Source organism: Flammeovirga sp. OC4 (genome assembly GCF_000812565.1).
In the GTDB taxonomy this organism is placed as follows: Bacteria; Bacteroidota; Bacteroidia; order Cytophagales; family Flammeovirgaceae; genus Flammeovirga.
In genome coordinates this window covers 253039-264686 of record NZ_JTAM01000001.1, presented here as the reverse complement: position 1 = coordinate 264686, position 11648 = coordinate 253039, and the positions used below count along the sequence as shown (strand labels likewise).

Sequence of the window (11648 nt, the reverse complement as noted above, 5' to 3'; positions counted from 1 at the left end):
ATACCTATTCGTGCTTTTTCATTAAGATTTCATTCATAATAAAAGCATCTCTGATTCTATTAGGGTTCTTAAATAATTGGGCCACTTTCTTCTTCTTCTTAGGTTTTTTACTTTTTGTAATGGATTTACCCTTTTCTATTTTCTCTTTGTCAAGATCAGCATTTGAAAAATCGTCTTGCCATTGATAGTCATCTTGATCATCATAATATTGATCCATTCCAGATTCATAAGTGTCTTCAGCTACATTATTGGGACTGTATTGATCAAGGTCACGTAATAATCTTTCTTCCGACTTTTGAGGGTCTAATGGATTGATATCTCTTTGTCGAGATTGAATTTTACCTGGGTCAGATAGAATATTCAATAAATCGGTAAATGAACTTGGCGCTTTAACCTCTTCTCTTTGGTAAGTTTTGGTTTCTTCGGTTTGCTCTAATTCTCCTTCATTGGTTGGAGGAATGATAGTCTCTTGATTGATATTTTTATTCTTATTTTTATCATTCTTTTTCTTTCCAAGATTTGATAAATACCAGTAAATAATTAAGCCTATAACTGAAAAAATGAGTTCTTGAATGTCCATTATTTAAATAATCTTGTGGTTAGTACTAGGATCACTATTTTCGGGGTATATAAGGAAGAAACATTTTAAGATGCAGTCACTCAAAAACGTTTTCTCTTCGTTTTAATCTATTCTTTTATCCCGTATAATTCTTGTCCTGGTGCTTATTAACCATAACAAATGCTTTTTCTACGATTAAAGATAATGATAATACAAATATTTTTTACAGAATTGTTTATAATTTGACCGATAAACATCCAATTAATTTAATTTTTTAAAGAATTATTCAATATTTATATTTTCCTATTTTTTGACATTTAATAATCTATTATTTTCGAACAAATTTAAACTAGTAAATTTATGTCGCTAACCAATTGGTCAATAATAATTGCCGTAATTATCATTTTTATTTTCTTTCTGAGGTTAAAGAATAAGTCAAAAAAGCAAGCTCTTAAAAAACAAGAAGAAGAAGCAAAGAAGAAATACCAACTTTATCTTAAGCGATTCAATGATGTTTCTAATCTTAAAAAGTTAGAACCTCAAATCACGAAAGTAGCAGGTACAAAATACGACAATGAAGACACGGGTGTTAACAGACAAGAAATAATCAAAAAAACCAAAGAGGGAGAATTATTGATGTTACTTCCAGATGAGTTGAACCGTTTTGATAGTTCTGCTATAAAAGTAGTAAGGTTGAACGATGAACAAATCGGTTTTCTTGATATGGATATTTCAGTAGAAGTTAAATCAAGATTGAAAAGTCAATCATTAGTGGAGGCAAAAATCTTGAAAATTTATAAAGAAAAAGACAACTTTGAAGTTGAAATAGCATTACAACGCTATAGTCGCAAATTAAAACAACCACTTTAAACAGTTTGTAAAACAACTAAATAATCTATAAAACAAATGAGTAAGTTAGTTAATTATCTTATCGGAGCTTTATTAATTGCAGCAGTAAGTTGCTCAGCACCTAATCAATCAAGTGAAACTTCCTCTTCATCTTCAAATGAAGAGGTGAAGTCAGAAGCAAAATACTCTTATGACCCTAATGGAACTGTTGTTTCGTTTACTGCATTTAAAACTACTGATAAAGTAGGTGTTGGAGGAAAGTTCTTAGAGTTTGATGTAACACCTAAAACAGCAGAAGTTAGTAATGCTATTGATATTTTACCAGGTTTAACTTTTTCAATTCCTGTAAGCTCTATTGAGACGAATGATAAGGGAAGAAACGGTAAAATCGTTCAATATTTCTTCGGTACTTTAGCCAATAATGAAACGATTAAAGGTGAAGTAAAGTCAGTGAGCAATGGTAAAGCTACTGTTAGCATCACAATGAATGATATGACGAAAGATGTTGAGCTTGTTGCTAAAGCGGATAAAAACGTTGTCGTGATGAAAGGTTCAATTGATGTTGCAACTTGGAATGGTCTAGATGCAATTAACGCGTTGAATAAAGTTTGTTATGACTTACACAAAGGAGCAGACGGACAATCAAAGTTATGGTCTGATGTTGAGCTTTTTGTGAAAGCAAAACTTGCACAATAGATAAAACTATTCTTCTCAAATGGGAGGGTAGGAAAGAAAGAGAAGGAGTTGGCTTTTTATTTGAAGTCAGCTCTTTTTTTTATGTTTAAAACAAAAAATAAAGGCCACTATTATTTAGTGGCCTTTTGATTAATTGAAAGTTTGTCTTTTTAAATTAGATTATTAATCTTTAAAAGTCTGATTAGTAAAGTTCTAATTTTATGTCTTTATAATTAGTTGGAAATTTGTCTCTAGTCGTTTATAAAAATTATATCTATTCGATATCAGATTCCATTTGTTGTAAAAAGTCTTAGTGAAAAGAACTTTTTGTTACAATACAAATTTAATAATTATTTTCCTTAAATAATATATCATTATAAAATATATTTAAATAGTGCAATGGAATTGGCAATTGAAGTGTTCTTCTATTAAATATTCATCAAATTGTTATACTTCGTTTGAAAAGAAAAAGTAGATAAACATTTCAACTGACTCACTTTTTTTTAACTTTGTACTCAATATTTTTAGAAACTGAAAAGGATTTTATGGATAATTTCGTTGTTTCGGCTCGTAAGTACCGTCCCAATACATTCCAAACTGTTGTTGGTCAAGAACATATCACAAACACATTAAAGAATGCTGTATTAAGTAATCACTTAGCACAAGCGTTTTTATTTTGTGGTCCCAGAGGTGTGGGTAAAACGACCAATGCCAGAATCCTTGCCAAAACTATAAATTGTGATAATCTTTCTAAAGAAGGAGATCCTTGTAATGAGTGTGCTTCATGTACAAGTTTTAATAATAATGCCTCATTAAATATTGTTGAACTTGATGCAGCTTCTAATAACTCTGTAGAAGATATTAGAAACTTAATTGAACAAGTAAGATATGCACCTCAACCTGGGAAGAAAAAAGTGTATATCATTGATGAGGTACACATGTTATCTACAGCAGCTTTTAATGCTTTTCTTAAAACATTAGAAGAACCTCCTTCTTATGCTATCTTCATTTTAGCAACAACTGAGAAGCATAAGATTTTACCTACAATCTTGTCACGTTGTCAAATTTTTGATTTCAATAGAATTACGGTGAAAGAAATAGTGGGACAGCTTTCTAAAATTGCTGGTAATGAAGGTATAAAAGCAGATGATGATGCCCTACACCTTATCGCTCAAAAAGCAGATGGAGGTATGAGAGATGCATTATCAATGTTTGATATGATTGTTACTTTCTCCAATAATAATGTGATTGATTATCAAACTACAGTAGATAACCTTCATATATTGGATTATGATTATTATTTCAAATTAACCGATTTCTTAAATAGAGGAGATGCATCCCAAGCATTGATGATTTTTGATGAGATTTTGAGAAAAGGTTTTGATGGTCATAATTTTATCAATGGATTAGCAGAACACTTCAGAAATATTTTAGTCTGTAAAGATGCAGTGACCTTGGAATTGTTGGATGTTTCTGATTCTGTTAAGCAAAGATACGATCAGCAAGCGAAAGAAGTTCCAATGTCTTTCATTATGACAGCATTAAATATAGGAAGTGACTGTGATACTAAATACAAAGAAAGTAAAAATCAGCGCTTGCATGTAGAGTTGGCGTTAATGAAAATGGCCCATGTAAACAAAGCCATTCGTTTAGCTCAGATAGAAATAAAAAAAAAAGATTAGCTGAACTTAAAGCCAAACAAAACGCATTAAATAAAGAAAAAAAGACTGTTGAGAAAAAATCTCTTGTGAGTGAACTAACAGAACAAGAGAATAAAATACATATTCAAACGACTACAAAAGTATCTGGCAATTTAGAGCAATTAAAATCAGGGCTGTCTAATAAAGCAAAGAGCATTAAAGCTTCTGAGCAACAGCAGACGGCTTCAAGTTCAATTCCAAATACACCTCAGCAACCAACACCTCCACCGGCACCATCTCGTTTTGGGAATACAAAACCTAAAAAGGGTAAGGTTATAATCGGACAATCTTTTACGTTAGAGCAGGCGAAAAAGGTTTGGACATCTTTCGCTGATCAGTATAGAGAAAATGGGAAAAGTAAATTTGCTAGCATTCTTTTAGATGAGAATGAAATTACACTCGATAGTCAACTGAATATTATTGTTGAAATTACAAATACAATCCAAAGTGAACATTTGAATATTGTTAGGCCTGAGTTGTTAAGACAGCTTAGAACTGAGTTGAAGAATGAAACGATTGAAATTTCAACAAAATTGATACAAATTGAGGAAAGTAAAGAGCCAAAACGCTTATATTCGCCTCAAGATAAATTACAATTCTTACAAGATAAATACCCTGCTTTGAAAACTTTACAGCAGAAATTAGGTCTTGATTTTGATTAATAACTAAATTCATCCCCGTCATTTTTAGACTCACAGACGTACTATTGATTGAAAACTTATGTACTCATATTAACTTTATCACTTGCAATTTGTAATAATTATTACACTGTTTATGCACAAAGTGACTCTATCCAAACCGTTTTGGATCATGACACTACGTTTTATAAATCCTACAATACTGATTTGCACTTAAGGTTGTACTCAGTTTACAAGTTTAACAGTTTAGTAGTTACAGGTAATAATAATAATTCTCAAAGGATAGTGTATTCCCCGAATGGTAACCTAAATCTAGGTTTTGGTTTTACTTATAGAGGGTTAGGAATCAATATTGGCCTAAATTTCCCTTTTATCAATGACGATAATGATAAGTTTGGGGAAACCAATAAACTAGATATGAGAACTTATGTTTATGGCAGAAAAGTGGCTATAGATGTTGGAGTACAATTTTATAATGGTTTTTATGTTTCTGAATCTCAAAATTTAGGAACACCTAACAGTAAAGAACCGACCGAATTAAGAGGTGATATGACCGTTAATACTTATGGAATGTCGACTCTTTTTGTACAGAATTATGAGAAATTCTCATTCCGAGCAGCCTTTGCTCAAACAGAAGTGCAAAAGAAAACAGCGGGTTCTCTTTTGTATGGTCCTTATCTTAATTTCGTGCAAATTAAAGCAGATTCTTCTTTGATTCCTTATGATATAAGAGATAAGTATCAATTGAAAAATAATATTGTAAAAGGTCTTTATGGCAGTGGAGGTGTTATGGGTGGTTATGCCTTTTCACTGATCATGAATAAACGATTCTTTTTTACAGGAGCTTTGGCTGTGGGATATGGTTTGAACTATGGGAATACCACGTATGAAACGCCTAATGAAAGAATAAATGAAGATATATGGAATACTGGTTTCAAGTTAAATTCCAGAGTAGCATTGGGGTATAATAACAGGAGGTATTTTGTAGGAGTTTCTGCCGTTATTGAATCTTATAATATCGCCATAGAAGATGATTCATCAGAACTCTATTGGATGGGGCAATTTCGGGTAAATATTGTGAAAAGGTTTGATTGGGATGTTCCTCCATTAGATTGGATTATGGATAGATTACCTATTCTGAAAAACTCAGCAAAGAAAACATCTGACAGATAAATTTAGGCTTTTTTGATTTGTAAAAATCTATGACCTCTAACATAGAAAAAGGCTGGTTCATATGCTTAAGTTGAACCAGCCTTTTTTAAAATATTATTTAGTCTAGAATATTCAATCCTATTGTTTCTTTTTGGTCAAAAGGCACCTTAAATGAAACACCAAGAGCTTTTGTTTTAACATAGCCAGTATATCTTACCTCAAAGTCTTCACCTGTTGCCATATTTAGGATACCGCCCAATAAATTTGAAAATAAAGCTTTTGGAGGAAACTGAACTTCGAGTGGTAAGGAGAATTCAGATTGTTTTTTTGCTTCTGAAGTAAGGTTTTGGTTCACTGAACCTATATTATTGCCATTCACTAATACATCTACATGTATTTCATCTATAGTGATGGAAACACTATTTGGATTATAAAGAACCGCTTCAGCTTTAACAACGAAATTCCCATCCTCAAGAGAGAACATCTCCATATTTTTTAATGTGACAAATTCAGGAGCTTCAGGTCCACATGAAGTAAGAGATAATAATAATAAGCTTGTTAAAAAGTATTGAAATAGACTTTTAAAGTTCATTTTTTTAGCGTTTAAAAAAGTTTAATTAATTAAGAGTTGACATGTAGGATATTGTAACATGTCCTTTTGTCAAAAATAAGGTATAATTCATAAAGCACCTAATGTGACGAAAAGTTACATTTTCCGAATGAAAACGAATGTAAGTTGTTCTTTATTTTAAATCAAAAACCTGTACTATATTATAACCTATCCAAGAAATACTATAAATTAAATACTTTAAAACAGGAATATAAACTAGTCTTTTTCTTATAAAGTAAAGTAAGAGCTAAATTGAAAAAAATATTCAGATCGTTTATAACTGCTTCAATTTAGATTATAAGTCCAATGTGAATACATGTTAACGATTTATTAATCTATTCTTTATTAAATGAATTACATTAAATTTGCAGCCAATAATAATCCAAGGTTTGCTAAGGAAAATATGACTATATCATCGATGATTCAACCTGATAAAAGAAACATTTTTTTTCAAATTATTGAATTTTCAGTTTACCGTTTTTACTCTTTGTTAAAAGAAGGAAAAGGTAATATTGGGGATGGTAAACAATGTTTTAAACTTAAGGGGAGAGGAGTAAACTTGTATTCAAAGAAAGATTTTATTGAATATAATGACCTTGATGAATTAATTTTTGACGATATTTGCCGCGAGTTGTATTCTTTGTCGAATAGAACTCCTAAATGGGACATGGATAGATTATTTGCTTACAAAAGTGAAATCGTAGATAATTATTCTAATATTTTGGAAGCAAAATCCGTTAATGATGTAACATTATTTGTCTCGGATACTAAAACAGCAAACTTTATTTTTGCTTTGATGATGAATTTACAGGAGTCTGATCATGAAGATCAGAATGAAGAAAATAGTGAGATAAATAAAGAACAACATGAGTCGAATACTCCTGTTGATGAACCTATCAAACTATTACAAGTTGAGTTTTTACAGAGGTTTCAAATTCTTGAGCAAAGAATTAATGACCTTGAGACAGAAAATAAAAGACTTGATTCTAAAGAAAAAGAAGATCAAGAGAAAATTCTGATTTTAGAATCAAGTTTAAAGAAAATTGAAAAACTAGAGGAACAGATAGATGTTTTACAAAAATCAAGAAAGAAGGAACTAACAGAAGTTTTTGATGCTCTTGAAGAAAAACTAAATGCCGTTTCTGCTCAAATTTCTGAGGTCAATGAATCTTCTTTTAATAAGGAATCCGTTCGTGAGTTTTTCTCTCGTCTGGACCAAGTAGAAAGAAATATTATTGATATCAAGGATGAATATGTTAAAGACGATGCACTTCAATCATTTTCAAAACAACTTGAGAAGTTAAATAAAGAAATTAGCTTCTTGACTGATGATCATGGTAATGAGTTGAAGAAAATTGATCTAAGATTTACAAAAATCAAAGGTGAACGTCTGGAATTAAGAGACAAGATGAATCTGATCGAAGAAAATATTTCAGAAAAGATTGATCAGCTTAATTCTAAATTCGATAACGAAGTAGTGCAAGTGAATACTGTGTCTGATGAAATGACTAGAAGACAACAGGAGTTGCAAACTATGTTGAGAGATGAGATTTCTACCAATAAATCATACATTGATAAACTTACTGATAAGATTAATAGTTCGTTTACAGAAGTAAAAGACAAACAACATGAATTGTTTATTACAGTCAATGAGATCAAAGGTAAGAAAGGGGAGTCTTCGTCGTCAGTATCTAGTAGTGTCTCAAAGCAAACAGTAGTTGCTACAGAAGAGGAAGATGAAATCACCAATAGCAATTACATTGAAATATGTTATGCAGAACCGGATGGAAATGGCTTTTTGACGAACTTATCCTCAAAGAAACTGACCTACAAGCATGTTTATAAAGTAAAAGTTATCGATGATACATCGGCAGATTTTGAGTTTGTTGATGAAGAAGATGCGAAAAAAACACTAAACATGAACTTGGCTATGATGTTTGATGAGTACATGTCAGACAATGGAACAAGTGGTCCTAAAATATCATTGTCAAGCTATGGTGAAGCTAAAAAAGTGAGAGGTTTGAATGCTTGGAGAGTACACAGAAAAGCGATCGTAAACCGCTCATAGAGATAAATTAACGTTGTGTGTGTTTTTCAAAGTGAATAGGGTCTCCTAATATCGTCACTTTGCTTAAAGGAGTTTGAAAAATAGTAGCATTCTGTTCAGCAGTAATTTCTATTTTTGAAACTCCTTTTGCTTTTGCTTTTACTTCTTGTGTGATAAAATCTTTCCCTTCAATTTGTGACCCATCATTTGCAAAAATAAATGCTTTTTGACTTTTACCGTTTAAAGTAAGGTTAGACGACCCTATTAGTGTTGTATATAAGAACTCACTTTCAATATCAACATTAGCTTCAATATTTCCATTTAGTTCTAGCTTTACGGTATCTACATTACACTTCGCAAGGTCTAAGTCGCCTTTTCCATTAAACTTTATAAATGCGATATCTTTTGGAGAGGAAATCTTCAAAGTATGCTCATCGTTATTGTCAAGTTCATTTAAAGGATAAATTTTAAGCGTTTTATTAATAGTTTTGACTAAGTATTGATCACTATTTATGTTGATATTTGTGAATTCAATATCCTCATCAAAATTTATATCTACTTTAAAGTTTCCGTAGATTTCTAATGAATCGGTAGGGGATATTTTTATGTGAAGTTTTTTCTTATCTGATGCTAAAGAAGCACTATGTTTAGTTAGAGGATTATTATTTGAACGGCGTGAAAATTTGACGCTGTTCTGAATATCATAGAGATCTTCTTTGTCAACTGAATGGCAAATGTCATCGGTGTCGAACATTAGAAATCTATTTTTATCGTAATGTTTGAATTCTATATCTTGCTCTTTTATCTTTTCTTTGATTTTATCGTCAATAGTAAACTCTTTACCATGTGGAACATAAATGAATAGTTGTAAAGATTGCATTCTGTATTTGACGCCTCTTGGAAAAGAAAAATGAGAACCTAGTGTAATGCTATTTGCCTCTACTTTTGAAGTATAGTCTATTGCTTTTGCATTTATAATTGCTCTTTCTCTCGTCTTTCCTAATGCCTCTTGTAAAAATACAAGTTTTAATTTATCACCATCATAACCATTAATGTAAACCTTTGTCTCATTCAATGGAATATTACCTAGTTTTTCCATTTTTAATTCTAAAGGCATAGGGTTAAGTGGTAGCATTACTTCTTCTTTGTGTGTTGCCTGATTGTCAAAATTATGAACTGACATGTTCAAAGCAGTTAAAAGCAAGATAGTGAAAACAATGTTTGAAGTAATTAATCCAAATAGAAAGCTGTTATTGACATTCTTTTTGAACGTAATCAAAGAGGTGCTTATGACAAATAACAAGATCGTGAATACAGTAAATTGTAAAGCACTGATAATGGCAGTGGTATTGGGTATACTGTATTGAATGGTATTGAGTAGGTTGTGATCATACTCAAATAAGACTTCATTGGCAATGTCTTCACTGATATAATCAAAGATTGAGTATAAAGGAATAATCTTTAAGCTAATACCTAATATTGGAATAGCTGTAAAAACCATTGTGATTGTTGTGATGAATAATACAGCTCCAATTAAGAAACAAACACCTCTTAGAAGCTTATAAAGTAAAGGACTCGCATTTACTTTAAAGTTGGTATTCTCAATCTTCTGATAGATACTATTAAAGTATTCACTAGAGAAGTTCGTGTTTTCGAAAGTTTTCGTAAGATATGCTTCAATTTCTGTAAGGTTGAATTGAACACCTTTACTTTGGAATTTATCTTTTAAACTTCTTGAATAAGGGGTGACAGTCCATATAACGGCATATATAAGTATTAATTCATTGAAAAAGTATGTGCAGAATATCAACCCTAACCTAATCCAATTAATATCAATGCCAAGGTAATTACTGAGACCTGCAGCAACACCACCAAAGATTTTTTTCTCTTTATCTCTAAAGAAGATTCTTACATTTTCATCTCTTTGAATATTTCTTTTTTCTGGTAGTAATAACCAGCCTACTAAATATGCAATGGCAATTGTCAACAGAGGCCCTTTAGTTGTCCCTAAGATGAAGAGAGGTAAAATCAATAAAAGTCTGATCCATAATGGATCAATTTTAAGTGAATCTGCTATACCGGCAGCAACACCACCGATTTGTTGTCTATCGATATCTCTGTAAAGATTTTTAAATTTTTGAGATAAAGAAGAAACAGTTTCATTATAAATTGACTGAGATTGAGATTCAGGTTCTTTCTGTAAATCCGGAATAGTGTATCCATCAGGAAGACCTATAATCAATATAGCTTGTTTGACATCATCTTCTTTAAGAAAGTCAAATTCACTTTCAATATAAGGTAAAAGAAGCTCAGCTAATTTGTATTCAATCTCTTTAATGATGATCTCAGAATTGTTGAAATTTTTTAAATGCTCATATAAGGCACTTCTGTAGCTATCCAAAAGTGATTTAGCATCTTCAGTGATTTTGAAGACATTATTTCCTATATGTACATTATTGTGAATCATAAAAAGTGATTAGATGATATGGTTTTCAACTTACTAGTATAAACAATCAAATCTAAAATTTGACCAATTTTGCTACTTTGTAATTTTATGATTATTAAACATCTGGTAATCAATGATTAAGCTGTTGATTATGCTTTAGTCGTGAATTAATTATAAAATTAAGAACTGTTCATTTTTGTACATTTTGAACACAATTTTCTTTAATATTTGATAGCTCTTGTATATTTGATTTAAAATATTTGAATTACGCATTAATTTAGACATGAAAAATTTTTTATTCCTAACAACAATTCTTTCGTTCATTTTTTCAGTTTCAGCTTATGCTCAATGCGATAAGTGTAATCCGGCGTCAGAAGAAGTTGATTTTTGTTATACTGACACACGTTTTGAGGGGTTGTGTGCAAAATTTAAAGAAGGTAAATCTTATTTTTATATGGATAGAAAAAAGAAAGAACTTCGAATTGATTTTGATTTCAATAAGTCATCAGACCCTCTTTCTTACAAAAAAATGGTCACTAATAAGAAATTGAAAATCTCTGCAATTGAGTTGTTATTTATACAAACTGCAATAGAGGTTTGGAATGATGAAAAAATTAAAATTGGTTATGAATTTTTACCTTCTGGTTTAGGGATAAAAGTTTTAACAAAGGGAGATGGAGAAAAGCCACAAAAAGGACAAAAAGTAACCGTACATTATACTGGTCTTTTAGAAGATGGTAAAAAGTTCGATTCTTCACGAGATAGAAACAGACCGTTTGAGTTCAATGTTGGAGTGGGTGAAGTCATCAAAGGATGGGATGAAGGTGTGATGAATTTACCTGTTGGATCGAGAGCAATGTTGTTGATTCCAGCGGAACTTGGGTATGGCTCTAGAGCAATTGGACCAATACCTGCAAACTCCACGTTATTCTTTGATATTGAGGTGATTGGAGTGAAATAGTGTTAATGCAA

Annotated in this window: 10 protein-coding genes; 7 read left to right on the top strand and 3 right to left on the bottom strand. The window is 31.2% G+C overall.

The annotated features are described in order from the left end of the window. Positions 1 to 4 precede the first annotated feature (4 nt). On the bottom strand, positions 5 to 580 hold the full coding sequence (locus tag PL77_RS01110; RefSeq protein WP_044200790.1) for a hypothetical protein: 576 nt from the start codon (positions 578 to 580) through the stop codon (positions 5 to 7). 339 nt (positions 581 to 919) lie between these two features. On the opposite strand from PL77_RS01110, the gene PL77_RS01105 reads away from it, so the two are divergent. The 5 genes from PL77_RS01105 to PL77_RS01085 all read left to right on the top strand — a co-directional run bounded on the left by PL77_RS01105 (position 920) and on the right by PL77_RS01085 (position 5594). Next, positions 920 to 1429 (top strand): HIRAN domain-containing protein, encoded by a 510-nt coding sequence (locus PL77_RS01105; RefSeq protein ID WP_044200788.1) that lies wholly within the window; start codon positions 920 to 922, stop codon positions 1427 to 1429. 36 nt (positions 1430 to 1465) lie between these two features. Beyond that, positions 1466 to 2104 (top strand): YceI family protein, encoded by a 639-nt coding sequence (locus PL77_RS01100; RefSeq protein ID WP_044200785.1) that lies wholly within the window; start codon positions 1466 to 1468, stop codon positions 2102 to 2104. A gap of 524 nt (positions 2105 to 2628) precedes the next feature. After that, a complete protein-coding gene (locus PL77_RS01095; protein ID WP_044200784.1) occupies positions 2629 to 3765 on the top strand; it encodes a DNA polymerase III subunit gamma/tau in 1137 nt (378 codons plus the stop codon). Positions 3766 to 3830: 65 nt separating this feature from the next. Continuing rightward, positions 3831 to 4445, top strand: coding sequence for a hypothetical protein (locus PL77_RS01090; RefSeq protein WP_044200782.1), 615 nt, complete (start codon positions 3831 to 3833; stop codon positions 4443 to 4445). A gap of 48 nt (positions 4446 to 4493) precedes the next feature. Beyond that, positions 4494 to 5594: a DUF4421 domain-containing protein gene (locus PL77_RS01085; RefSeq protein ID WP_044200780.1), complete on the top strand. Its 1101-nt coding sequence runs from the start codon at positions 4494 to 4496 to the stop codon at positions 5592 to 5594. 97 nt (positions 5595 to 5691) lie between these two features. On the opposite strand, the gene PL77_RS01080 is transcribed toward PL77_RS01085, so the two are convergent. Continuing rightward, positions 5692 to 6165 (bottom strand): LEA type 2 family protein, encoded by a 474-nt coding sequence (locus PL77_RS01080; RefSeq protein WP_044200779.1) that lies wholly within the window; start codon positions 6163 to 6165, stop codon positions 5692 to 5694. A gap of 367 nt (positions 6166 to 6532) precedes the next feature. Here PL77_RS01080 and PL77_RS01075 point away from each other — a divergent pair, with 367 nt between their 5' ends. Continuing rightward, a complete protein-coding gene (locus tag PL77_RS01075) occupies positions 6533 to 8251 on the top strand; it encodes a hypothetical protein (RefSeq protein ID WP_044200777.1) in 1719 nt (572 codons plus the stop codon). A 7-nt stretch (positions 8252 to 8258) separates the two neighbouring features. Here PL77_RS01075 and PL77_RS01070 read toward each other — a convergent pair whose 3' ends face one another. Continuing rightward, the gene (locus PL77_RS01070) at positions 8259 to 10697 is read right to left on the bottom strand and encodes a PspC domain-containing protein (protein WP_044200775.1); all 2439 of its coding nucleotides are present in this window, start codon (positions 10695 to 10697) and stop codon (positions 8259 to 8261) included. A 262-nt stretch (positions 10698 to 10959) separates the two neighbouring features. Between PL77_RS01070 and PL77_RS32370 the strand changes: the two genes are divergently transcribed. After that, on the top strand, positions 10960 to 11637 hold the full coding sequence (locus PL77_RS32370; protein WP_052444074.1) for an FKBP-type peptidyl-prolyl cis-trans isomerase: 678 nt from the start codon (positions 10960 to 10962) through the stop codon (positions 11635 to 11637). Positions 11638 to 11648: the final 11 nt, after the last annotated feature.

Coding starts and splice junctions, on each gene's coding strand:
- PL77_RS01075 (WP_044200777.1), top strand. CDS start 6,533: ATGAATTACATTAAATTTGCAGCCAATAATAATCCAAGGTTTGCTAAG.
- PL77_RS32370 (WP_052444074.1), top strand. CDS start 10,960: ATGAAAAATTTTTTATTCCTAACAACAATTCTTTCGTTCATTTTTTCA.
- PL77_RS01095 (WP_044200784.1), top strand. CDS start 2,629: ATGGATAATTTCGTTGTTTCGGCTCGTAAGTACCGTCCCAATACATTC.
- PL77_RS01105 (WP_044200788.1), top strand. CDS start 920: ATGTCGCTAACCAATTGGTCAATAATAATTGCCGTAATTATCATTTTT.
- PL77_RS01100 (WP_044200785.1), top strand. CDS start 1,466: ATGAGTAAGTTAGTTAATTATCTTATCGGAGCTTTATTAATTGCAGCA.
- PL77_RS01080 (WP_044200779.1), bottom strand. CDS start 6,165: ATGAACTTTAAAAGTCTATTTCAATACTTTTTAACAAGCTTATTATTA.
- PL77_RS01110 (WP_044200790.1), bottom strand. CDS start 580: ATGGACATTCAAGAACTCATTTTTTCAGTTATAGGCTTAATTATTTAC.
- PL77_RS01070 (WP_044200775.1), bottom strand. CDS start 10,697: ATGATTCACAATAATGTACATATAGGAAATAATGTCTTCAAAATCACT.